General features: G+C 40.7%; 19 protein-coding genes. 10 read left to right on the top strand and 9 right to left on the bottom strand.

The features are described 5' to 3' along the window. Positions 1-42: 42 nt before the first annotated feature. Together FKN88_RS04360 and FKN88_RS04365 are read right to left on the bottom strand one after the other, a co-directional pair. The gene (locus FKN88_RS04360) at positions 43-414 is read right to left on the bottom strand and encodes a cytochrome b562 (protein ID WP_306687265.1); all 372 of its coding nucleotides are present in this window, start codon (positions 412-414) and stop codon (positions 43-45) included. Positions 415-556: 142 nt separating this feature from the next. Then, complete coding sequence (locus FKN88_RS04365; protein ID WP_154170775.1) at positions 557-1,306, bottom strand: phosphatase; 750 nt, start codon at positions 1,304-1,306, stop codon at positions 557-559. 209 nt (positions 1,307-1,515) lie between these two features. Between FKN88_RS04365 and FKN88_RS04370 the strand changes: the two genes are divergently transcribed. The 5 genes from FKN88_RS04370 to FKN88_RS04390 all read left to right on the top strand — a co-directional run bounded on the left by FKN88_RS04370 (position 1,516) and on the right by FKN88_RS04390 (position 8,587). Continuing rightward, positions 1,516-4,395 carry an HD domain-containing phosphohydrolase gene (locus FKN88_RS04370; RefSeq protein ID WP_306687266.1) on the top strand — a complete coding sequence of 960 codons (2,880 nt, stop codon included), beginning with the start codon at positions 1,516-1,518 and terminating at the stop codon, positions 4,393-4,395. A gap of 234 nt (positions 4,396-4,629) precedes the next feature. After that, entirely contained in the window at positions 4,630-6,132 is a 1,503-nt protein-coding gene (gene zwf, locus FKN88_RS04375; protein WP_187025696.1) for a glucose-6-phosphate dehydrogenase, read from the top strand. Further along, positions 6,129-6,845 (top strand): 6-phosphogluconolactonase, encoded by a 717-nt coding sequence (gene pgl, locus FKN88_RS04380; protein ID WP_154170777.1) that lies wholly within the window; start codon positions 6,129-6,131, stop codon positions 6,843-6,845. Before zwf ends, pgl begins: the two co-directional genes overlap by 4 nt. A 13-nt stretch (positions 6,846-6,858) precedes the next feature. Further along, a complete protein-coding gene (gene gnd, locus FKN88_RS04385; RefSeq protein ID WP_154170778.1) occupies positions 6,859-8,307 on the top strand; it encodes a decarboxylating NADP(+)-dependent phosphogluconate dehydrogenase in 1,449 nt (482 codons plus the stop codon). A 139-nt stretch (positions 8,308-8,446) separates the two neighbouring features. Then, positions 8,447-8,587, top strand: a complete 141-nt coding sequence (locus FKN88_RS04390) for a hypothetical protein (protein WP_004396768.1) — start codon at positions 8,447-8,449, stop codon at positions 8,585-8,587. A 109-nt stretch (positions 8,588-8,696) separates the two neighbouring features. Here FKN88_RS04390 and FKN88_RS04395 read toward each other — a convergent pair whose 3' ends face one another. Beyond that, entirely contained in the window at positions 8,697-9,599 is a 903-nt protein-coding gene (locus tag FKN88_RS04395) for a LysR family transcriptional regulator (RefSeq protein ID WP_154170779.1), read from the bottom strand. 125 nt (positions 9,600-9,724) lie between these two features. On the opposite strand from FKN88_RS04395, the gene FKN88_RS04400 reads away from it, so the two are divergent. Continuing rightward, positions 9,725-10,588, top strand: coding sequence for an MBL fold metallo-hydrolase (locus tag FKN88_RS04400; RefSeq protein ID WP_154170780.1), 864 nt, complete (start codon positions 9,725-9,727; stop codon positions 10,586-10,588). After that, on the top strand, positions 10,582-11,217 hold the full coding sequence (locus FKN88_RS04405) for a DsbA family protein (RefSeq protein WP_154170781.1): 636 nt from the start codon (positions 10,582-10,584) through the stop codon (positions 11,215-11,217). Before FKN88_RS04400 ends, FKN88_RS04405 begins: the two co-directional genes overlap by 7 nt. 86 nt (positions 11,218-11,303) lie before the next feature. On the opposite strand, the gene katG is transcribed toward FKN88_RS04405, so the two are convergent. Continuing rightward, the gene (katG, locus tag FKN88_RS04410; RefSeq protein WP_154170782.1) at positions 11,304-13,478 is read right to left on the bottom strand and encodes a catalase/peroxidase HPI; all 2,175 of its coding nucleotides are present in this window, start codon (positions 13,476-13,478) and stop codon (positions 11,304-11,306) included. Positions 13,479-14,127: 649 nt separating this feature from the next. Here katG and FKN88_RS04415 point away from each other — a divergent pair. Beyond that, positions 14,128-14,589: a Dps family protein gene (locus tag FKN88_RS04415; protein ID WP_004396773.1), complete on the top strand. Its 462-nt coding sequence runs from the start codon at positions 14,128-14,130 to the stop codon at positions 14,587-14,589. Positions 14,590-14,884: 295 nt separating this feature from the next. Further along, positions 14,885-16,237, top strand: a complete 1,353-nt coding sequence (gene gdhA / locus FKN88_RS04420) for an NADP-specific glutamate dehydrogenase (protein WP_154170783.1) — start codon at positions 14,885-14,887, stop codon at positions 16,235-16,237. A 74-nt stretch (positions 16,238-16,311) separates the two neighbouring features. On the opposite strand, the gene FKN88_RS04425 is transcribed toward gdhA, so the two are convergent. The 3 genes from FKN88_RS04425 to FKN88_RS04435 form a co-directional block, all read right to left on the bottom strand. Beyond that, a complete protein-coding gene (locus tag FKN88_RS04425; RefSeq protein ID WP_373567167.1) occupies positions 16,312-18,942 on the bottom strand; it encodes an ATP-binding protein in 2,631 nt (876 codons plus the stop codon). Between the two features lie 173 nt (positions 18,943-19,115). Continuing rightward, positions 19,116-19,925, bottom strand: a complete 810-nt coding sequence (locus FKN88_RS04430) for a transporter substrate-binding domain-containing protein (protein WP_306687267.1) — start codon at positions 19,923-19,925, stop codon at positions 19,116-19,118. A gap of 6 nt (positions 19,926-19,931) precedes the next feature. Continuing rightward, positions 19,932-20,561 carry a response regulator transcription factor gene (locus tag FKN88_RS04435; RefSeq protein ID WP_199249674.1) on the bottom strand — a complete coding sequence of 210 codons (630 nt, stop codon included), beginning with the start codon at positions 20,559-20,561 and terminating at the stop codon, positions 19,932-19,934. 295 nt (positions 20,562-20,856) lie between these two features. On the opposite strand from FKN88_RS04435, the gene FKN88_RS04440 reads away from it, so the two are divergent. After that, the gene (locus FKN88_RS04440; protein ID WP_154170785.1) at positions 20,857-21,825 is read left to right on the top strand and encodes an OmpA family protein; all 969 of its coding nucleotides are present in this window, start codon (positions 20,857-20,859) and stop codon (positions 21,823-21,825) included. A 124-nt stretch (positions 21,826-21,949) separates the two neighbouring features. Here the strand turns inward: FKN88_RS04440 and FKN88_RS04445 are convergent, their stop codons facing one another. Then, a complete protein-coding gene (locus FKN88_RS04445; RefSeq protein ID WP_154170786.1) occupies positions 21,950-22,378 on the bottom strand; it encodes a hypothetical protein in 429 nt (142 codons plus the stop codon). Between the two features lie 140 nt (positions 22,379-22,518). Next, positions 22,519-23,478 carry an OmpA family protein gene (locus FKN88_RS04450; RefSeq protein WP_154170787.1) on the bottom strand — a complete coding sequence of 320 codons (960 nt, stop codon included), beginning with the start codon at positions 23,476-23,478 and terminating at the stop codon, positions 22,519-22,521. Positions 23,479-23,502 lie beyond the last annotated feature (24 nt).

Raw genomic sequence — 23,502 nt, forward strand, 5'->3', positions numbered from 1 at the left:
CAAGCGATGAGCTTGGGCTTGATGACAACAAAAGGTAAAGCGTTAGCGTCTTCGATGGTATTCCATACGTAATTGATCAACCTCTCTCAAGGTGAGCTTAGCTTGAGCTAACTGACCGCTGTCGAGTTCATCTCTCAACTGATCCAACACCGCCATTAGCTTAGTGAATCCCTCTTGATAAACATCATGTCGACGAGGAGGATATTGACCTTGTTGGGCTTTATTTACTAACTCCGTTAACTTAGTGACAGGGACTTGCATTTCTTGCACGGTTTGCGCGCTCGCCGCCTGAGAAAATTCAGCTCTCATTTGACGCATCACTTGGCGTAAATCGACATCCGCTGCCCATACTTGACTACTCAACAGTAATCCGATTGTTAACCACACACTCGATTTAATGATCCTTTTTTGCATCACTGGCTTCCTTGTTATTATCGTATTAGTTATTTGCTATCCAAGACTTCTACTGCACCATTATAGTCAATGATTGAAAAAAGTGACGTCACCAAAAGTCGAAAACCACTCATGACTCCATACAACTTATCCCAACACATCATTAACGATAGTAATCCTGATATTCGCTAATTCTGGCTCTTCCTCTTAATGCTAAAAAATCCAAAAACTGTACAGGAGTGTGAGTAATCACTTTAGCGCTATCCATCGCTAAGCTGTCTAACAACTCACTGGCTAATGTCAGGTTACCAACATCATGACAAAAATGGGCGTCACTGCCCGTAGTTAACCATGCTCCGTGCTTTTTGGCTTCTTCGGCTATCTGATAGCAACGATCAACACTGCCCACTCGACTGTGGCCTTTTAGGGTACTGTTATTAATTTCTATCGCCACATGATGCTCAGCAGCACAAGCGACGACCGCCGCGAAATCAAAATCAAAATTCGGATTCCCCAAATGGCCGAGCGCATCCACTCGGCCACTTTTGATGGTATTGATTAACGCTTGGGTATGAGTTGCTTTATCTCTGGGTTTAAATACGGGCTCATGAAAGCTGGCGATCACCCAATCGAGATTTTGATCAACGGAAGGATGGAGATCGATCTCTCCTTGAAGATTAAGTATATTCGCCTCAACGCCACGTAATATCGCCACATCATGAAGAAATCGCGGCAAAATACGTTGGTTGGAAAAAAACCAGTAATGGGGAGCGCCCGGCATCGAATGGGCATGGTCGGTGGTGCAAAACATCGACAGCCCTTTCTCCTGAGCCGCTTTGGCATTTTCAATCAAGGTACTATAAGCGTGACCACTGGCGTAGGTATGGGTATGAGTATCGACGGCAAGTTTCATAATCAACTCCCTTTATTTAGTGAGCTTACAGTTTACCAGCCCCGCCCTCGGCTTACCAATCAACTGCCATACGAGTTCGCTACGAATCTATTGTTCTATCCAATTCCTACTCAATAAAGTCAGGTTAGATTCACACAATCGATCAGCCACCTTGGCAAGTCAATCGACGTGAACAATACTTACTCCATTGCATAGCTTAGGGCATCGTCATGGTGAAGCGTTATTTCTCTCTCAGCATACAAATCAGCACACTATTTATGGTGTTAGTGAGCTTGATTGGTATCACTCTTATTTCCATCAGTTATTACCATTCACGTCAACTGATGGGTAATATCGCGGATAATATCAGCCATGAAAATAGCACAAAGGTTGAAGTTGCCTTTCAACAAAGTATTACCCCTATTTTAACCACTCTCGATTTTATGGCATTAAGTCATTTTATTGAAATGGAGCAACTACCAACGGAAAATTCTCATTTTTTAGCTTCACTACGTTTAGTGTTTGAACGCAATGATAATCTTGTCGCCCTCTATTTTGGTAATCATAAAGGTGATTTCACCATGATTCGCCCACTCTTCAACCCACAAACTCGATTACGCTTTCAAGCACCTGATCAGGCTACGCTATTCATTAATCAAACTAGAACCAATGGGCAAGATACGGTTATTTTCTTAGATAACGATTTTCAGACCATTGATCGCCGTGAACATGGTAACAATATCTTTGATCCGCGTGAGCGTCCTTGGTATCAAAATGCCCATGAGGATGGTCAGATTCGTTTAACGGACCCCTATTTTTTCCACTTTCTACAAACTTTTGGAGTGACTCTTTCACGTCGTTCAAGGGATAACAGCACTGTAGTCGGCGCAGACTTCACTCTTGATAGCTTATCTCAACAATTGGCGACGATTGCTTACTCGGCTAACACTCAATTAGCCTTATTTGATCAACAGTTTCGTCTTTTAGCCGAACATAATAGTCCATTATCATTAACCGATGATGCGTTGATCACCCATCAAAAATTATCCACCAGTGTCTTTGCCGGTGTAGCACAACGTGTTACCCAACAAGCGATATTTAGCGATGTGGCTTTTAATGGGCAAACTTGGTCGGTTACCTTAATCCCTATTGCATTAAGTCCACACGTTCAATTATCGTTAGCTCAAGCAACCCCCCAAAAGGAACTTCTTGCCGCATTGCTCAGTATGCGTAATCGACAAATTGGGGCCGCTTTTATGATGCTCGGCTTAGGTTTCATTATCGTTTGGTTTGTTGCTCAGCGTCTTGCTCGTCCCCTCAGTAACTTAGTTGTCCAAACCGATAATATCTCTCGCTTTGATTTCCAAAAAACTCGCTATCCGAAAAGCATCATTAAAGAAGTAGCGGATTTAACAAAATCCATCGAATTAATGGAACATACCTTACATGATTTACTGCGCTTGCTGCGTGATACCGCCTCTAACCAAGACTTTGAGGTATTTGCAAAAACGATTACTCATCAAAGCTATTTGATCACCAAAGCTGAAACGATTTTGCTCTATACCTACAACCACGAGCAGCAGCATTTCACCACGGCGGCCAATCATGCGATCATTCCGTTTAAAATTGATATTAATTCACTGGTACAAAATACACCTTGGTTATTGGCTGAACTTCGCCAAGGACAAACGGTACATTTGAATCGCAACGACAATGTGTTGTTCCCATTGAAAGAACAGCTCTATAACAGCGACATTTATCTTTTCCCATTGCTCAATAAATCACGCCAATTGATTGGTGTGTTGAATTTAGGTTACGAACGCGCCATCACTAAAGCTCAAGCGGATAAACATGCCTTCCTGCGTGAAGTGCTCAGTTTTGCTGAAATTGCCAAAGATAATATTGATAAAATGCAGCAACAAAAGCAGATGCTGAATGCCTTTATTACCTTGATCGCCTCAGCCATTGATACTAAATCGCCCTATACCGGCGGTCACTGCCAACGAGTGCCTGAATTAACCAAAATGCTCGCCAAAGCTGCCACTAAAGATAAGCGCTATTTCCCTGATTTCACCTTATCAGCCGAGCAGTGGGAAGAATTAATGCTCGCCGCTTGGATGCACGATTGCGGTAAAGTCACCACACCAGAATTCGTGGTCGATAAAGCCACCAAACTGGAAACCATTTATGATCGAATTCATGAAGTTCGCATGCGCTTTGAACTGCTTAAAGTTCAGGCTGAAGCCGATTACTGGCAAGGGCTCGCCACCGGAGGCGACCCGGATTTACTTAAAAGCACACTCATTAAGCAACAGCAAGCCCTTGATGATGATTTTGCCTTTGTCGCACAGTGCAACATCGGCAGTGAATCAATGACGGATCAAGATATCGCCCGTCTTGAACAGATTGCTCAACGGCAATGGAAGCGTACCTTAGACGATCAGATTGGTATTTCTTGGTTAGAAGCACAGCGCCACACCAACAAGCCCAATTTACCGGTGATGGAAAACGTGCTCGCCGATAAAATCGTTCACCAGATTCCGTGGGATAGCGATCCGCTAGCCACAATAGAACAAGAAGGCTTTGTGCTTAAGCCCAAACCGCTGCGCTATAACCGAGGTGAGCTGTATAACCTCAGAGTGCGCCGCGGCACCTTAACCGAAGAAGAGCGGTTTATGATTAACGATCACATTGTACAAACCATTGTGATGCTAAAACGGCTTCCCTATCCTGAGCACCTCAAGCAAGTGCCTGACATTGCAGGTGGTCACCATGAACGTATGGACGGTAAAGGCTATCCACGAGGATTAAACGAACAGCAACTGTCGATTCCTGCGCGGATCATGGCGATTGCTGATGTGTTTGAAGCGCTGACCTCTAGCGATCGTCCCTATAAAAAAGGCAAGAGTCTGGAAGAAGCCATGCAAATCATGACGACGATGGCCACCAGTGGGCATATTGATCCTAAACTCTATCTGCTCTTTTTAGAACAACACGTGTATCTCGATTATGCACAACAGTTTCTAACCAACATTGAATTTACCAGCTTTGACCCCTCATCCTACATCACGACCGTAAAAACCTATTTACGAGATAGCGTTAATATTTAATCGATTGCGCTATCAATAGTTGATGTGTGTCAAATTGTCGTAGACAATACCCTCCTCGCTTAATCACGCTAGCCAGCGTGATTAAGCCATACCTCACGACTTGGACGTATCGCCTCAAGTGGTCAGGTATATCGGTTTTGACGATACCAACAATAGTCAAAACCTACTTTTTATTTTGGTATTGCGCTGCTAGGGTTGGCGCATGCTAAGTACCTCGTTTTTAAGGGAAAGATGATGGTAATACCTGAAAACAGTTGCATCGTAATTTTTGGTGCATCGGGCGACCTAACTTATCGAAAGTTAGTGCCTGCTCTGTATCATTTATATGCAAGTAAGCAACTACCTGAATCCTTTACTATTTTAGGTGTCAGTCGTACAGAGTACAGTGACGATTCTTATCGTGAAAAATTAAAACGCTCACTGCGTGAATTAGAGCAAACCGAGCCAGCTATTCTTGATGCCTTTTGTGAACATCTTCACTATCAAGCACTTGATACGTCCGATATGGACGATTATGCCAAACTCTCAACGCGTTTGACTGAGCTCGCCGAGCAGTATCAACAAGATCAACGCAATACCTTATTCTATCTCGCCACCCCACCGAGTTTATATGGCGTCATTCCTGCCTGTCTCGCGGCTCATGGCTTAAATGATGAACAAGACGGCTGGAAGCGCTTGATCATCGAAAAACCCTTTGGTTACGATTTGCAGTCAGCGCAAGCGCTCGATATTGAAATTCATCGTCACTTTGCCGAACACCAGATTTATCGCATTGACCACTATTTGGGTAAAGAAACGGTGCAAAACCTGCTGGTGTTTCGTTTTGCCAATGGCATGTTTGAACCCCTTTGGAACCGTAATTTTATTGATTACGTCGAAATCACTGGCGCGGAATTTTTAGGGGTTGAAGAGCGTGGCGGCTATTATGATGGCTCTGGCGCTGTGCGGGATATGTTCCAAAACCATTTGCTGCAAGTGTTGGCGATGGTCAGTATGGAACCACCTGCAGAAATCAATGCCAACTCTATCCGTAATGAAGTAAACAAGGTTTTACAAAGCTTACAACCTCTTTCAGAGGCGGATTTACGCAATAACCTCGTGCTGGGGCAATATACAGAATCTGAGATTCGTGGTCAGTTCCTGCCCAGTTATCGAGACGAGCCGGGCGTTGCCGATGATTCACGCACTGAAACTTATGTTGCGCTGAAAATGTTCATCAACAACTGGCGTTGGAATGGGGTTCCGTTTTATGTGCGCTCTGGCAAACGCCTGCCAACCCGCGTGACCGAAGTGGTTATTCACTTCAAACGTACCCCCCATCCAGTGTTTGGCCAAAATGCCCCTGACAATAAGCTGATCATCCGTATTCAGCCTGATGAAGGCATTCAAATGAGCTTTGGCTTAAAAGAACCGGGCGCTGGATTTAAAGCCAAAGAAGTGTCGATGAACTTTCATTACACCTCACTGGCCGAAACCAAAATGCTCACCGCTTATGAGCGCCTTTTACTGGATGCGCTCAATGGTGATGCGACCTTATTTGCTCGCACCGATGCGGTGGAAGCGTGCTGGAAGTTTGTGCAACCAATCCTCGATTTCAAGCAAGATCCACAAGCATTGTTTGGTTATGCCTGCGGCACCTGGGGACCGATGGAAGCCGATCAATTACTGGAGCGAGATGGCCGCGCATGGCGTTTCCCTTGTAAGAATCTCACTGACACGGATTACTGCGAACTATGATCAATCATAAAATTTTTCAAACACCACAGCAGGTGGTGGATACGCTGGCGGATGAGATGCTGCGCTATAGCCAGCAGAACCAACCGGTACATATCTCCCTTTCTGGCGGTAGCACGCCAAAAATGCTCTTTCAACGACTCGCAAGTGCGCCCTACGCTGAAGCGATTGATTGGCAAAATCTGCATTTTTGGTGGGGTGACGAACGCTGCGTTGCAGCGGATGACCCAGAAAGCAACTATGGCGAAGCCAATGCGTTACTGTTTAGCCAAGTGGCGATCCCTGCACAAAATATTCATCGTATTCGCGGTGAAGCGGATCCACACACCGAAGCTGAGCGCTTTGCCGCTGAAATGCTGCAATGCATCACCAGCGAGAACGGTACTCCCGTCTTCGATTGGATATTACTTGGCGTCGGTGCCGACGGTCATACGGCGTCACTGTTCCCTGACGTGACGGATTATCATGACCCACATTTATCGGTGGTGGCAACTCAACCTCAATCAGGTCAGTTACGAGTATCAAAAACCGCCAAAGTTTTACAAGCGGCGAAACGGATCAGCTATCTTGTGCTTGGCGCAGGCAAAGCAGATATCGTCCATGAAATTCACACTACTCCTGCGGAAGAGTTACCTTATCCAGCAGCAAAAATTCAGTCGACAACGGGTGAAACCGAGTGGTTTTTAGATTTAGACGCAGCGAAAAAGATTGCGTAAAGGAGAGAAATAAATGAAAGGTGATATTGGTGTAATCGGCCTAGCAGTAATGGGCCAAAACCTAATTCTCAACATGAACGATCACGGCTTTAACGTGGTGGCTTATAACCGTACTACCGCGAAAGTGGATGAGTTTTTACAAGGCCCAGCCAAAGGCACCAAGATTGTCGGTGCTTACTCACTACAAGACTTAGTCGATAAGCTCGCCACGCCTCGCAAAGTCATGCTGATGGTCCGTGCTGGAGATGTGGTGGATGCATTTATCGATCAATTAGTTCCTTTACTCGATAAAGGTGACATCATTATCGACGGTGGTAATACCAACTTCCCAGACACCAACCGCCGTGTGGCCGCGCTACGCGAAAAAGGCATTCACTTCATTGGTACTGGCGTATCGGGTGGTGAAGAAGGCGCGCGCTTTGGCCCATCCATTATGCCCGGTGGCGCACCAGAAGCTTGGGAAGCGGTCAAACCGATTTTCCAAGGTATTTCAGCCAAAACTGAAGCCGGTGAACCTTGTTGTGATTGGGTAGGCAACGATGGCGCTGGTCACTTCGTGAAAATGGTTCATAACGGTATCGAATACGGTGATATGCAGCTCATCACTGAAGCTTACCAGTTTATGAAAGATGGCTTGGGTATGAACCACGACGAGATGCAAAAAGTCTTCGCCGAGTGGAACAAAACTGAACTTGATAGCTATTTGGTGGAAATTACCGCCGATATTCTTGGCTATAAAGATCAAGATGGCCAACCATTAGTAGAAAAAATCCTTGATACCGCTGGTCAAAAAGGCACGGGTAAATGGACGGGGATTAATGCCTTAGACATGGGTATTCCACTGACGCTCATCACTGAGTCCGTATTCTCTCGCTGCTTATCCGCACTTAAAGATCAACGCGTTGCAGCGGAACAACTGTTTGCAAAAACCATCACGCCAGTGGAAGGTGATAAGCAAGAGTGGGTTGATGCGCTTCGTCAAGCCTTGTTGGCATCGAAGATCATCTCTTATGCGCAAGGCTTTATGTTGATGCGTGAAGCCTCTAACGAAAACGGATGGGACCTTAACTACGGTAACGTAGCATTGATGTGGCGCGGTGGCTGTATTATTCGTTCCGCTTTCCTCGGTAATATTCGTGATGCGTTTGACGCCAATCCAGACATTGCTTTCTTAGGCTCTGATGCTTATTTCAAAGGAATTTTGGATAATTGCCTTGGCGCATGGCGTAAAGTCGCGGCGAAATCAATGGAAGTCGGCATCCCGATGCCGTGCATGACCTCAGCACTCACTTTCCTCGATGGCTATACCACCGCTCGTTTACCAGCGAACTTGCTGCAAGCTCAGCGTGATTACTTTGGCGCACACACTTATGAGCGTATTGATCGCCCACGGGGTGAGTTTTTCCATACTAACTGGACTGGTACTGGTGGTGACACCGCTTCCACGACATATGATGTCTAAACGATTGGCTAGCGAAAGGGTTGACTACTGATAAATTCATCCTTAGTATCTACGCCTAAAAAATAAGCATCAAGGAGGATGTTAACTGAGTTAACATCCTCTATTTTTTAGACTCCAACATCAACATTGAGATCCAACGATGACCATTAACAAGTTCTATGTATTTGTCCCACAGGCAGTGGAAGAAGACGCACATACGGAAAGTGAAGTGCAATCAGCAATGGAAGCTCAACGTCAAGCATTGGTAAAACAAGCGCAACAACAAGGCGCACTGGCTTAATCAATAAGCGGAGCCAGCTCATTGCTCGCTCTGCTTACCTCTCTTTACTTACTCTTCACGTTTATCTATACCCAAATCACTTGGAGTTGCAGGTAGGACGGGGATATCACTATAAAACAATATCCTGCCAGTCATGACTAGAAAAGTAATCCGCTAAATGATCGATCAATGCCCTGACCGCCGGTGATAAATGTCGCCTTGACGGATACAAAGCATAAATCGACATGGTTTTTGGCTGCCAGTCAGCTAAAACCGATACCACCTCACCTTTTGCTAACGCACCACTGGTTAAATACGTTGGCTGCAACGCGATACCCATGCCATGCACGGCAGCATGCAGCAAAGTGGTCGCCTCATTGGCGGTCAAGCGGCAGCTCACTTCCACTGATTGTAATACCTCATCTTGCGTGAGATGCCAAATATGTCGCTCGAAATTTTTATATCCTAAACAAGCGTGTTGAGCGAGATCGCTCGGCTGGGTGATCGCCGGATGCGCAGCTAAATAACTGGGCGCAGCCACTAATATCGACTCACATTTTGCTATCGGGCGACCAATTAGCGAGGGATCCGGATCGGCGGCAATCCGAATCGCCAAGTCAATCCGCTCAGCAATCAGATCTGCCGTTTTATCTTGCACATCAATATCGACCTCAACTTGCGGATACTTGGCGAGGAACGGCTTTACCGCCGGAATTAACTGCGCAAAACCAAATGACATGCTGGTCGCAATCCGAATTTTTCCCGCTAAGGACTGACTATCCATCAGTTGATGTTCTAACTGCTGAGCTTGCTCTACCCAGAGTTTAATCGCCTCTAAACACTGCTCTCCAGCAGTGGTTAACGACACCTTACGTGTGGTTCGATTCAGTAATCGCGTTTGTAACCAGCTTTCCATGGTTTCAATGTGCCGAGTCACCATCGGCCGCGAAATATCCAGTCGATCGGCTGTGGCGGTGAAGCTTTGCGTAAGCGCAACGTCGAGAAATACTTGAGCCGCGGTCAGTTTATCCATCGTATTAGTTCGAATTAAGAAACAATGATGTCAATTATTAGCTATATATCCGAACAAGTCTAATTCGTATGATAGCTCCCGAACCGATAACCCACTTTCGATACTCTATTTTAGGATAAATAATCATGAAAAAACTGACTCTACTGACCGCAACTACACTGATCAGCAGCACTGCATTTGCGGCGCAGCAACCTTTAACACTGGACGTTTACAACGCCGATGGCAATAGCTTTCATGTAAACTCAACCTTAGTTTACGGCGCAACAGAAGCCATGGTGATCGATACTGGCTTTACCAAAGCCGATGCCTTACGCATTGCCGCTAAAGTCATCGATTCAGGCAAAAACCTAACCACGATTTTTATTAGCCAAGCGGATCCTGATTACTATTTTGGCGCGGAAGTATTGCATGAGCTATTCCCTGATGCCAAAGTCCTCACCACTCCGGGAGTTCGCGCGACAATTGAAGAAAAGCTGGATGGTAAATTAGCATTCTGGGCTCCGAAAATGGGCACTAACGCGCCAGTGAAGCCGGTATTGCCTACCGCTTATCATGGTAAAACACTGACGATTGATGGACAAACTATTGAGATCCACGATGCTGAAGGTGAGCTAGCCCATCGCCCTTACTTATGGATCCCAGCCAACAAAGCCATTTTGGGCAATGTGGCGGTCTACGGTAACGTTCACCTATGGATGGCCGATGCGCAAAGCGATGCGAGCCGTCAAGCGTGGGCACAGCAGCTTGAGCGCATGCAAGCCTTAAAACCAGAAGTGGTGATCCCTGGTCACATGATTGCCGGCACTCCATTAGATGCCTCAGCGATTAGCTTTGCTCAGCGCTATTTAACGGATTTTGCTAAAGCGAAACAAACCAGTAAAGATAGCCAACAATTAATCAAACGTATGCTTAAGCTTTACCCTGAAGCCGGTTTACCAATGGCATTAGAGATTGGCGCGAAAGTACATATGGGTGAAATGCAATGGTAAAGGTACACTACTTTTTTGACCCAATGTGTGGCTGGTGTTTCGGTGCTAGCCCACTACTAGAAACACTGGCTGAAATGCCGACTATCACACTTAAGTTACATCCGGGTGGGATGTTGCCACGCTCCGAATTGGCCGCCGAGTTTCGAGCGCATATATTAGAGGCAGACCAACAGATTAGTTTGGTGACTGGACAAGTTTTTGGTGAAGCGTACCGCTCACGAATTGCCAGTAAGCAGCCGCTCATCGTTGATTCTTACCTTACCGCTCAGGCGATCATCGCCGCTGAGGAATTGCAAGGCCTAGGATTGGCGATGCTGAAAAAAATTCAGCAAGCCCATTATCAACAAGGATTAACCGTTGCCGAACCTGAAGTATTGGCTCAGTTAGCAAGCCAATTAGGTATTGAGCACGATAAATGGCACAACGCCATGCAGCAAGCCAAATCTGATTTACCAGCCACGATTGCCAATAGCAAACAACTGATGGCTCAGTATCAACTACGGGGATTCCCATCGATGATGATTGAATTGGCAAATGGACAGTGGCGCTCCGTACAGCCGAGTGCCTACTATGGTAAACCTGAAGCGTGGCAAGCTTTTTGGCAGTCAATGGTAGCTTCCTCATCCTAGCCAGATTCTCTTAGCCATAGTGCTACTAAAAAAATAGCCCCCAGATTTGGGGGCTATTGACGTTTACAGATTAAATCAATCAATGATTATAATAGATCAAAACGATCGGCATTCATCACTTTGCTCCAGGCAGCAACGAAGTCATGCACAAACTTTTGTTGGTTATCTTGTTGCGCATAAATCTCAGCGTAAGCACGTAAAATCGAGTTTGAACCGAAGACTAAATCGACTCGGGTTGCCGTCCATTTAGCCTGACCCGTTTTGCGGTCACAAATCTCATACGAGTTACGCCCCGTCGGTTTCCATGTATAACGCATGTCGGTTAAATTAACGAAAAAGTCGTTACTTAATACGCCCACGTTATCGGTCAATACACCATGCTGCGTACCGCCATAGTTAGTCCCCAGTACACGCATACCGCCGATCAGTACCGTCATTTCTGGAGCGGTTAAACGCATCAACTGTGCGCGATCCAACAGCAGCTCTTCAGGCTTGACGACATAATCTTTTTTCAACCAGTTGCGGAAACCATCAGCCACCGGCTCAAGGACATCAAATGAAGCAACGTCCGTTTGATCTAGCGTTGCATCACCACGACCAGGAGCAAACGGTACGGTGATAGCCACGCCCGCCGCTTTAGCCGCCATTTCTACCCCAAGGTTACCAGCCAGCACGATAGTATCAGCGACACTGATCCCTGCTTCAGCAGCAATCTTCTCTAATACCGCTAACACTTTCGCCAAACGCTGTGGTTCGTTCCCTTGCCAATCTTTCTGTGGCGCGAGACGGATCCGCGCACCATTCGCACCACCCCGTTTATCGGAGCCTCGGAAAGTACGAGCACTGTCCCAAGCGGTGGAGACCATTTCACTAATACTTAAGCCGCTGGCGGCAATTTTCGCTTTCACCGCATCAACGTCATAATCACACCGTCCCGCTGGGATTGGATCTTGCCAAATCAACTCTTCTTTAGGGACATCAGGACCAATATAGCGAGCTTTAGGTCCCATATCACGGTGCGTCAGCTTGAACCAAGCGCGAGCAAACACCTCAGAGAAATAAGCTGGGTCTTGATAAAAACGCTCAGAAATCTTGCGATAAGCAGGGTCCATTTTCAGCGCCATATCGGCGTCAGTCATGATTGGGTTATAGCGAATACTTGGATCTTCAACATCAACTGGCTTATCTTCTTCTTTGATATTAATCGGTTCCCATTGCCAAGCGCCAGCTGGGCTCTTTTTCAATTCCCAATCATAAGTAAACAGCAAATAGAAATAGCCGTTATCCCATTGGGTTGGATGGGTTGTCCAAGCCCCTTCAATACCACTGGTCACCGTATTACGACCGATGCCACGCTTAGTATGATTCATCCAGCCTAAGCCTTGCTCATCCAGTTCCGCGCCTTCAGGGGCGGGGCCTAAATTCGCCGCATCGCCATTACCATGACATTTACCAACGGTATGACCACCGGCGGTTAACGCCACCGTCTCTTCATCGTTCATTGCCATGCGTTCAAAAGTAACACGCATATCATAAGCCGTTTTCAGTGGATCTGGCTTACCATCGACTCCTTCTGGGTTGACATAAATCAGGCCCATCATTACTGCTGCTAATGGATTTTCAAGATCTCGCTCTCCCGAATAACGGCTGTTTTTAGCGCCACTCGGTGCCAACCACTCTTTTTCTGAACCCCAATAAATGTCTTTTTCTGGATGCCAAATATCTTCGCGCCCAAAAGCAAAACCAAAGGTCTTAAGACCCATCGATTCATAGGCCATATTACCGGCAAGGATCATCAAATCCGCCCAGCTGATTTTATTGCCGTATTTTTGCTTGATTGGCCACAGTAAACGGCGAGCTTTATCTAAGTTGGCGTTATCTGGCCAAGAGTTGAGAGGAGCGAAACGCTGGTTACCCGTACCCGCACCGCCGCGGCCATCAGCAATACGATAAGTTCCGGCCGAGTGCCAAGCCATGCGGATCATTAAACCGCCATAATGACCCCAGTCGGCTGGCCACCAATCTTGGCTATTGGTCATTAACGCTTTGAGGTCGTTTTTTAAAGCGGCAACATCGAGTTTTTTTAGTTCTTCACGGTAATTAAAATCTGCACCCATTGGGTTCGTTTTCGTGTCATGTTGGTGCAAAATGTCAAGGTTGAGCGCTTTAGGCCACCAATCCATATTGGTCATTTCATTCGATGTCACGGCACCATGCATAACTGGGCACTTGCCACCTGACGAGGTGTTATTGTTTTCCATTATCTTCTCCTTGCGACACATTGCTGCGATGATTCATCGCATTCACGGGTAGATTTCTATCTAAAAATCTTATACTTTCATTGTGTTACTTTTTGCTCTACTACACTTTAGATCAAGCTGAATGTTCTGCCATCAATAAACTTGCGCACCTTCACGAGTTAGAAAAAATCTTCTCAACGTTTAGCGCTTGAGGCATAGAATAGGCAATATCGCTAGTGGCGGCTAATCGCCTCGAACGATTAATCTGATAGGTAAACGTCCAAATAACTTGAAGATTCAGCAAGGTAGGTAGATAGTAGTCGAATAGCATTCGATAACATTAACCATAATCAAACTGCATTGCATCTATCACGAGTTCTATCCCATTATGTGAAGTATGTATCGGTGCTCATACCTAAACCCGTTGACGTTGCAGGTAGGTAGTCAGAGAGTTTAGCCTATGAACATAGATGATCATGGGCGTGAAATAAGCAAAGTAAACCAACACTGCAACTTCAACTAAAAAGTTATATACCTAAACAATTTGGCGTTACAGAAAGACGGTAAGTGAGTAAGCCCCCATAGACAACGATGTGATTGGGGCGAGCGAACCTAGCCAACACCACGTAAGTTCAAGTCGCAAAGGTATAAGTCAATAAAGGAGATAAAGATGAATATTGGTATCAATGAATCTGATCGCATTAACATTGCCCAAGGACTAAAACGGTTACTGGCCGACTCGTACACCCTGTACCTACAAACCCATAATTTCCATTGGAACATTACTGGGCCACAGTTCCGTGAACTGCATTTAATGTTTGAAGAGCACTACACTGAACTCGCGGTTGCAGTGGATGACATCGCCGAGCGTATCCGCTCTTTAGACGTAGCAGCGCCGGGAACCTATAAAGAATTTGCTGAACTTAGCTCAATCAAAGAAGTGGTAGGGTTAACTGATGGCGTGGAGATGGTCAACATTCTTACTCAATCTCATGAGCAAGTAATCCGTACTTGCCGTGATGTACTGAAACTCGCTCAAGCGGCAGACGATGAGTCCACGGCTTCACTGGTCTCTGACCGAATGCGTGTCCATGAAAAAACCGCATGGATGCTACGCGCGACTTACCGATAAGCGTCATAACGCTCCTCGTTTGACTTCCTATCAAGGTTAAACGTCAAAAAAATCAATAAAGGGGTGTAATCGCGCATCCCTTTTTATTTTCCTCCTCGCAAAAAATTCCTCTTCCCTTTGTTTTTCCATAGATTTTTAACTACTTTCCGTGCATTATTTCTCATTGGTGACAGTTATAAAAATAACCAAAGCTCAGTCTGTTACTGTTAATGACGAGGAGGCGGTATCGCTATCATCATCTGATGACCAACGAATACCGTCCAGTATCAAGGGATAACATCACAAGGACCACATCGTGACTTATATTCACAACACCATTGTCAAATTACAAAAAACAAGTCCTGCACAAGCTGAATTTTATCAGGCGGTAGAAGAGATTTTAGATTCTTTACAGCCCATTCTAGAAACCAACGATAAATACAAACAGCATGCGATTATTGAACGAATTGTTGAACCTGAACGCCAAATCATGTTTCGAGTGCCTTGGGTAGACGATCAAGGACAGGTTCAGGTCAATAAAGGCTATCGTGTTGAATTTAACTCGGCATTAGGCCCATACAAAGGTGGGCTACGCTTTCATCCGAGCGTCAATGCCAGCATCATTAAATTCTTAGGCTTTGAGCAAATTTTCAAAAATGCGTTGACCGGTTTACCGATTGGCGGCGGTAAAGGCGGAGCCAATTTCGATCCTAAAGGCAAATCCGACGGCGAAATCATGCGCTTTTGCCAATCGTTTATTAATGAGTTGTATCGTCATATTGGACCGACATGCGATGTACCCGCTGGCGATATTGGTGTAGGTGCTCGTGAGATTGGTTATATGTTTGGTCAATACAAACGGTTAACTGGCCGTTACGATGGTGTCTTTACTGGAAAGAGCCTGTTGTGGGGTGGATCTTTGGTGCGTAAGGAAGCCACCGGTTATGGCTGCGTTTATTTCGCACAAAATATGTTGGAAGATAACGGCCTCTCGCTAAGCGGTAAAACGTGCTTAGTTTCCGGCGCTGGCAATGTCGCTATTTACACCATAGAAAAACTCTACGAGCTGGGCGCAAAACCGATTACCTGCTCTGACTCTAACGGGACGATTTATCATGAAACCGGGATTGATTTAGCCACGTTAAAAACATTAAAAGAAGTACGTAAAGTGCGCTTAGAAGAGTATCTCACTGAGCATCCTGACGCTTGCTATATCCCAGCCAGTGATTATCCACAAGATGGACACGCCGTCTGGCGCTTTCCAGCTCAGTTAGCCTTCCCATGCGCGACACAAAATGAACTGACGGAACAAGATGCACAGGCTCTCGTCGCCAATGGCATTATCGGTGTCTCTGAAGGGGCCAACATGCCATCCACTCAAGACGCTGTAGAAGTCTTTCTTGCGGCTAAAATTTATTACGGTCCAGGGAAAGCCGCAAACGCTGGCGGCGTAGCAACCAGCCAATTAGAAATGGCGCAAAACGCGAGCATGCAAACGTGGAGTTTTGATGAAGTCGATGAAAAACTCAAAGTCATCATGAAAAACATTTACCGCAACGCTCGTGATACGGCAGCAGAATTTGGCGAACCACATAACTTAGTGCTAGGCGCTAACATCGCGGGGTTCCGTAAAGTTGCTGATGCCATGATAGAGCAAGGCGTGGTTTAAAATCCTGTCTGTTAAGAGGGACCGTGTCCCTCTTAACAGACTGTATTATCAATGAATTATACTTAAAAACTCAATTAGTTATCACTATTCATAAGATAATTATGAATCTCTTCATTTAATTTTGAAATCATTGCTAAAAAATCGTTTAAATATAAATTAATATCACCAATTGAATCGAGAACTTCCATAATTAAGCACATGGATAATACTTTTTCAGACCCGATTATTTTTGATGCTCCTTTAAATTTATGTATAATCGATTTACAACCTGATACATCACCAACTTCTGCATATTCGATTAAACAATCAACATCTTTTTTATTTTCCAAAAAGACTTTTTCTAATAACTGAAAAATAAGATCATTATTATTATTTGTTATTTTTTTCAAACTATCTATATTAAACCATAATAAATTCGCATTGTTACCTTTTTTTAAATCACTCTTTTCATTATCAGAACTAACATCCATATCAATAAAATCATTTAGTACTTTTGATAAATCATCAATAGTTATCGGTTTAAACAAACAATCATTCATTCCAACTTTAATACATTTTTCAAAAACTTCTTCTTGTGCGTTTGCTGTATATCCAACAATATAAATAGGACTTAATTTGTTTTTTAGTTCATAATCTCTTATATTAGAACATAATTCATAACCACTCACATCAGGCATATTGCAATCAGTAATAATGAAGTCATATTGATTGACAGAATATAAATTAAATGCGTCTTTAGCATTATCTACTTCTGTAACTGAATGATTTAGATATTTTATCTGCTCAGATAACAATAGTCTATTAGGCAAATAATCATCGACTATTAATATATTTAAGCACCTAGAAATCAAAGACTTTGACTTTATATTTTTATCTCCTTCAACAATATCTTCTAAAGCAGTAAAAGGAATTAGAATGGTAATAGTCGTACCATCCCCTTCTTTACTTCTAATTGAAATTACAGCTCCCATCAAATCACAAATAGATTTTGTAATCATTAGACCTAATCCAGCCCCACCTCTTCCTGAATGATTTTTAGCCTGACTAAATGCATCAAATATTTTATCCAATTCAAGCTTTGGTATTCCAACACCTGTATCTTGAATAAAAAATTCAACCATTCTTTTATCTTTTTGTTTACTAACTAACTTAGCTTTAACAATTATACTCCCATAATCTGTATATTTAATTGCATTACCAATAATATTTACTAAAACTTGCTTTACACGGGACTCATCATATAGCATATCTTCAAAAATTAGTTCATCAATATCCAGTGCAAAATAAAGCCCTTTTTGTGAAGCCAAATTAGAATACACTCTAAATATAGATTCAAGAGTCTCACGAAGATTAAATCGTTTAGGTGTTAATGTAAACTTACCTTCTTCAATTTTTGCAATATCTAGAATATCACCAATTAAATATAATAAATCACTTGCTGACTGATTTGCAGCATCAATATAATTATAGTTTATTACACCTGTTTTTGATTGCTTTTTAATTAAATCCAATAGACCAACGATTGAATTTATTGGCGTTCTGATTTCATGACTCATAACCGCTAAGAATCTACTTTTTGCTTTACTTGCTTCGTCTGCATAATTTTTAGCTAAAACAAGATCTTCAAGTAACTTTATTCTATCATTAATATCAATCCAGCCACCAACCAAACCACAAATATTTCCTTCAATATTTTTGTAAGGTTTAAACCAGTGAAAAATATTAACTTCTCTACCATCAATAGTTATTTTCCTATCTTTACTTATAAAAACATTCTGTTCTATGGATTTTTTATATTCTAACTCTATATCATCGACTTCTGCTACTCTATGTTTACCCTCAGAAATATTTTTATACAGAATATCTTCTTTTTGGTAAGCCTTAAATATATTTTGATATTCATTATTACAAAGTATCAATACTCCATTGATATCCCTAACATAAATAGGATGAGGGATACTGTCTACTACTTGCTGCATAAAAAACAATTGATTCTCAAGCTCTCTTTGAGCCATGAGCTTATTTTTATAATACCAACGTGTAGTAAGAGACCATATAAACAATAGAATTATAAATAATGCCGAGAAGGAGCCTAATGTTAAAACTGTATATTTATAGTCCCGCCAAGTTTCTTGCCCCTGAACTAATTGACGAGTCCATCTGTCTTCAATTTTTTTAAGTTCATCGGGCTGGACAACAGAAAGAAACTTGTTAATAATATTCATTAAAACTTCATCATCTTTATTTGAAGCGAAACTAATAGAAAACGAAGAGACTGAATCTAATAACCCAGATATTTTTAAGTCACTATTAAAATACAAATCTTTATAATAATTAGCCATACCTAATGGAGCAACGGTTGCATCAACCTTTCCAGAAGAAACTAAATTCATAGATTCAGGATAAGTATTAACTTTTAAAATTTTAGCATTAGGATATTTATCTTTAATAAAAAAAGATAAACCATAACCTTTAGGTAACACAAATGATGATAAAGTTCGAATATCCTTCTTATTTTTTTCTGTCATTATGACATAAGGTGATCTAGAAACTACCTTTGAAAAATTTAATTTTCTTTCTCTTTTCACTGTAGGTGTTAATAATGCTAGATCTATCTCGCCTTTTAGTAGTTTTTTCTCTAAATTTTCCACAGTTGTTGCACGAATTATTTCAAATTTTAACTCATCATCAGTGCTATACAGCATTAAAACTTCTAATAGATCGGACGCTACACCTCGTAAATTTCCACTTTGATCAAAATAACTTATTGGCGCGCTAAAATCCAATAAGCCAATTTTTATTGGACTATTTTTTTTCAGCCACTGCTTTTCTTCCTCACTAAATTGAGGTAAAAAGCTAGAATGAATATCTGGAATTGTTACACCACCAGACCATCTTTTTTAATAGCCCAATGCTCACTTAGAGGTATATTTTTTATAGCTAAATCAAATAAAGTTCTTAACTCATTTGAATAACTAGAAAAAGCAAAGGATACACCATATGTTTCAATCGGTAAAAACTTCAAAAAATATAGATTTGATGAATAACGAGATTCAACTAAATAATCGACAGAAAAATGATCAATAATTACAGCATCCGTGTGACCAAAAACTGTTGAAGCAACGGCTTCTTGTCTAGAGTTAAACTTAACAATTTTAGCAGAAGGATATAAATTTTCTAATAGCTCATCAGGTAAATAATCATAGGCAATAGCAATACTATTTATACTATTTTCATTGATGTTTCTTTTCGATGCATACAATGAAGGATAGTCATTAATATATGGTATACTTAAACTCAATTCATAATATTTTTCAAATAAATTTGATGTGGTTAATACATCTATCTCTCCTTTTTTTATTGCATTTATAGCATCGAATCGAGAATCAAATAAAACTAAATTGACATTCAAATCTAACATACGAGATATTATGTTCAAATAATCAGCTGTCAAACCTTCATAATACCAGTTACCGCCATCAATTGTCATATCAAATGGGGGGTAATCTGGGATAGAAATACCAACGTTTAATATTCTTTTTTGCATCAGCCAAGTGATTTGCTTCTCATTTTTAATGAGCTCAATTGGCCCTATACTTGGTCGACCAAATAATGATATATCCCTTTTACTAATATCTGAAGAATAGGAAAAAGAACTATATAATAAAACTAAAATAAAATAGCGCATATAACCTCAAACAATGTTATTATCTTGTGCAACCTTTGTTAGTTCTATTAAGTTAGTAACACCTAACTTCTTAAATAATCTAACTTTATATGTACTAATTGTCTTATCGCTCAACATCATTTCACTGGCAATTTGTTTATTCGGCTTTCCTTTTACTAATTCTTTCAATACCATAATTTCTCTAGCGGATAAATTAATTTTCATAGGATTTACTTTATAGAAACTATCAATTTTCTTTTTAAAAACATCTAAACTAGGAAAATAAATATAACCCGATAAAATTGCTTTGATAGCTGAAATAACTTCTTCTAAATCTTTTTGTTTTGAAACAAACCCCGCGGCTCCTGCTCTAATACAACTATTAATTGCATACTCTGTATCATGAGATGAAAGAACTAATACCTTAGTATTAAATGAATAAGTATGAATACGATTAATCACAGCGATACCATCTAACTTTGGAATCTCTATATCAATAATCATGATGTCAGGTTCCAACTCACGCACCAACTTGATCGCATCCATCCCATTTGTAGCAGTAGCAACCACATTAAAACCATGATTTTCAATAATAATTTTCACCGCCATTAAAATAAGTGGATGGTCGTCAACAATTATAACTCTTTTGTCATTCAAAATGGAAACCTCAGAATCATCCTAGATATATAATATTGTAACACACATTTCAAAAAATTCCTCTTTAGCTAATAAATAGAATTATACTCTATTTTTAAAAGTTCTATTTTAATAGTAATTACGTTTCTCGTAATATTATTATATCATCTCATTTCAAATAAGACATATCCATACATAGAATCAGAATATTCCTACAAACGTTTATAAACTAAAATAATATAATATATTTATTAGGCATAAAAAATCTAAAACCATACATAATAGTAAACTTTTATTTTTAAGGCATCGACATAAAATGAAGATAAAAAACAACATTATAACATTATCACTAACTGGATTTTTCTCTTTAAATTCAGGTCTAGCTTACTCAGATTTATATTTAGGGGCTAAAACGGGTAAAACATGGCTAGACTTAAATGCATGCCAAAATAGTGTTATTTCCTGTAAAGACAATAGCTCCTCTTTTGGATTATTTTTAGGTAATACATTTAACCACTATTTATCTCTAGAAGCAGGCTATGATTATATAGGTAATTTTACTAGTTATAACTTCAATCATGATAATATCCAAGCTATTACATTAGCAGCAAAACTATCACAAACAATTACTAATAACACCAAGTTTTATACAAAAATAGGGGGTGCGTTTGTTGATTTTGGTTCGATTAATGATGATAGATCTTATCTTGGAGCCGTTGGATTTGAATATAGTACCAATGAAAATTGGGATATAAGATTAGAATATCAAAAGTTATTTGATATAAGTAATAACCAAACGACGACTGGATCAAATACAGTAACATTAGGTGTTTCATATAAATTTAATAAACCTGAATATTCTAAAAAATCTCTGGTTAATCAACAAGAAAATATTGAACAGAATATTATGCCAGAAGTAGAACCAATAAAGAATATTTTTGAATCTAAAGTATCAGGCACTTTATTTGAGATCGATAGTGCAGAACTAAAACCAGAGGCTTTATATATACTCGATGATATCATGTCGATAATGACAAAGTACCCTCAAGCAAAAATCATCATTATTGGCCATACTGACTCAACAGGCTCAGAAGATTATAATAAAATTCTCTCAGAGAAGCGCGCTCAAAGCGTAGCACAAGCGTTAATGCGTAAAGGGCTAGATCCAAGACGCTACTTTGCAGAAGGATTAGGAATGTCGCAACCAATAGCCTCAAACGACACTCCTGAAGGAAGGCAGTTAAATCGTCGAGTAGAAGTCGTTATCCCTTCTTTTGAATATTAATAATTTATTTCTAGAGATAGTAGATCGACCATGGTTGTCATCAGGAATGATGACCATGGAAGAAATATCACTTACCGTCAATAAATAATCTTATACATTAAATAGAAATCATTATGTTAGCCCGTTAGTCACCATATCGAAAATCAATAAATATTTCATCTTTAATATTATTATTTACATTTACATCAATAACACCATACATGATCTCATCATCATTATAAAAAGTAAGTATAACTCTATGAGTAGAGTATATAGTATTATCACTTTTATTTTCATAACATATGCTACCATCACCTGGAACTCTAACTCTTCCATCTCCTAAAATGATAACTTCCTTTTCCATTTTATAATTTTCTATTTCATCTTTATCAAAATAAAAACAAATCTCTTCTTTTTTATTAACATTAACGTCTTTCTTTATTGTTTTAATATTTTCTCCTCGACTAGCTTTTAATTTCTGTTCTAATATATTATCTTGATATGAAAATTCTTCTTTATCTCTATAATCATTTGAAAATAAAAAAATTAAAATTATAAAAATAGCCATATTCATAAAAAACCTATTATTAACTTTATAAAAACCAAGGTCGAGCTATTTGAGCTCGACCTTGGTTTTTATAAAGTTAAATAATCATATGTGTTAAATTTAGCTTTCTAAACGTGTTAATATATTTCTAAACAAAATAATTAATATTATTTAATCTTAATCTCCACCGAACGCTCTATTTCACTGTTATCAATTGAAAGCGGGTCTAAGTTCGATACTGAAAATAAAGAAATACGGTCAGAACTAATACCATGCTGTATTAAATAATTTTTTACAAATTCTGAACGCTGTTCAGAGATCTTTTTATTAACAGTAAAACTTCCTGTTTTATCTGCACGACCAATCAATTGTGCTGTAACTTCTGGGTATTCCTTCATGATCTGAACGACTTCTTGCAAATAAAATTCTGATGCAGTATTTTCCGATACGACACTTTTACCTAATGGAAAGGTTACTACATAATTAGAGCTAATAAATTTAGTTATCTCTTCAACGGTAAATACTTCTTTGTATTCTATTTCTGGTACATATTCAGTTATTAATACCGTATCTTTAGGTTGACCAAATTTATATGTTATCCCCCAATAAATTTGATGTAGATTACTATCACGTCCATTCTTCAACTCAATATCATTAAAATAATTGTAACCCAGTTTAGTCGTGAAACTATTTGATAATTTATATTCCAGACCTGCACCTACAGAGCTACCATAACTATCAGATTTATAAAGGCTTGTTGTCGAACCTGAAAAATAACCACTGAATCCTAAATTTGCGAATAATGAGAAGTTTTCTGTCAATCCTACGTTACCTTTTAACCCCAAAGTAGCTATATGTAATTTGTTATTAGATAAGGTGTCAGAGTAATCATAAGATGAGAAAATTGATAGTTTATCTGTAAACTTATAGCCAATTTCAAATTTTCCCGTTGGTCCATATTTTTTATTATATTTGAATGCATTATTGTTATCACGAATAACAATCCCACTACCCAAACCAACCCAAAATCCACTAAGACTGTTTTCCACAACGTCAATATCGTCTACTTGATTGGCAAAAGAAAATATTGGTAAAAAAGCTAACGTTATTATTATTCTTTTAAACATATGTAACTCCTTTATTTTAAAACA

The organism is Vibrio sp. 2017_1457_13, assembly GCF_030851525.1.
GTDB classification, from domain to species: domain Bacteria; phylum Pseudomonadota; class Gammaproteobacteria; order Enterobacterales; family Vibrionaceae; genus Vibrio; species Vibrio metschnikovii.

Bases quoted from the DNA above. Each gene is read 5' to 3' on its own strand.
- FKN88_RS04440 (WP_154170785.1), top strand. From the start codon at position 20,857: ATGAAGATAAAAAACAACATTATAACATTATCACTAACTGGATTTTTC.
- FKN88_RS04365 (WP_154170775.1), bottom strand. From the start codon at position 1,306: ATGAAACTTGCCGTCGATACTCATACCCATACCTACGCCAGTGGTCAC.
- FKN88_RS04430 (WP_306687267.1), bottom strand. From the start codon at position 19,925: ATGCGCTATTTTATTTTAGTTTTATTATATAGTTCTTTTTCCTATTCT.
- pgl (WP_154170777.1), top strand. From the start codon at position 6,129: ATGATCAATCATAAAATTTTTCAAACACCACAGCAGGTGGTGGATACG.
- FKN88_RS04445 (WP_154170786.1), bottom strand. From the start codon at position 22,378: ATGAATATGGCTATTTTTATAATTTTAATTTTTTTATTTTCAAATGAT.
- FKN88_RS04390 (WP_004396768.1), top strand. From the start codon at position 8,447: ATGACCATTAACAAGTTCTATGTATTTGTCCCACAGGCAGTGGAAGAA.
- FKN88_RS04405 (WP_154170781.1), top strand. From the start codon at position 10,582: ATGGTAAAGGTACACTACTTTTTTGACCCAATGTGTGGCTGGTGTTTC.
- FKN88_RS04360 (WP_306687265.1), bottom strand. From the start codon at position 414: ATGCAAAAAAGGATCATTAAATCGAGTGTGTGGTTAACAATCGGATTA.
- gnd (WP_154170778.1), top strand. From the start codon at position 6,859: ATGAAAGGTGATATTGGTGTAATCGGCCTAGCAGTAATGGGCCAAAAC.
- FKN88_RS04450 (WP_154170787.1), bottom strand. From the start codon at position 23,478: ATGTTTAAAAGAATAATAATAACGTTAGCTTTTTTACCAATATTTTCT.
- FKN88_RS04400 (WP_154170780.1), top strand. From the start codon at position 9,725: ATGAAAAAACTGACTCTACTGACCGCAACTACACTGATCAGCAGCACT.
- FKN88_RS04395 (WP_154170779.1), bottom strand. From the start codon at position 9,599: ATGGATAAACTGACCGCGGCTCAAGTATTTCTCGACGTTGCGCTTACG.
- FKN88_RS04425 (WP_373567167.1), bottom strand. From the start codon at position 18,942: ATGCTGTATAGCACTGATGATGAGTTAAAATTTGAAATAATTCGTGCA.
- zwf (WP_187025696.1), top strand. From the start codon at position 4,630: ATGGTAATACCTGAAAACAGTTGCATCGTAATTTTTGGTGCATCGGGC.
- FKN88_RS04370 (WP_306687266.1), top strand. From the start codon at position 1,516: ATGGTGAAGCGTTATTTCTCTCTCAGCATACAAATCAGCACACTATTT.
- FKN88_RS04415 (WP_004396773.1), top strand. From the start codon at position 14,128: ATGAATATTGGTATCAATGAATCTGATCGCATTAACATTGCCCAAGGA.
- katG (WP_154170782.1), bottom strand. From the start codon at position 13,478: ATGGAAAACAATAACACCTCGTCAGGTGGCAAGTGCCCAGTTATGCAT.